Source organism: Novosphingobium malaysiense (assembly GCF_000802225.1).
GTDB lineage: Bacteria > Pseudomonadota > Alphaproteobacteria > Sphingomonadales > Sphingomonadaceae > Novosphingobium > Novosphingobium malaysiense.
In genome coordinates this window covers 1-321 of record NZ_JTDI01000035.1, presented here as the reverse complement: position 1 = coordinate 321, position 321 = coordinate 1, and the positions used below count along the sequence as shown (strand labels likewise).

Annotated in this window: 1 pseudogene; it reads right to left on the bottom strand. The window is 63.2% G+C overall.

What is annotated here, in order from left to right:
* Positions 1 to 311, bottom strand: a pseudogene (gene proA / locus LK12_RS23385) (glutamate-5-semialdehyde dehydrogenase); the annotation flags it as partial.
* Positions 312 to 321: the final 10 nt, after the last annotated feature.

The following is a 321-nucleotide window of genomic DNA, read 5'->3' as shown; positions in this document are numbered from 1 at the left end:
GAAGAATCCACCTCGGTGAGGAAACGCCGCGCATCGCTGAAGTTCTCGGTGATGATCGAGTCGGTGTGCTGCGAGCCGTAATGATTGATGTGCTCGATGGCCGCCTCCAGCGAGTCGACGATGCGAATCGCCAGGATCGGCGCGTTGTACTCGGCGAACCAGTCGTCCTCGCTCGCTTCCAGCACATCGCCGCCGAGCAGCTCGCGGGTGGCGGCATCGCCACGCAGTTCAACGCCCTTGTCACGGTAGATGGCGGCCAGCGGCGGCAGCACACGTGCAGCGACAGCCTGATGCACCAGCAGGGTTTCCATGGCATTGCAC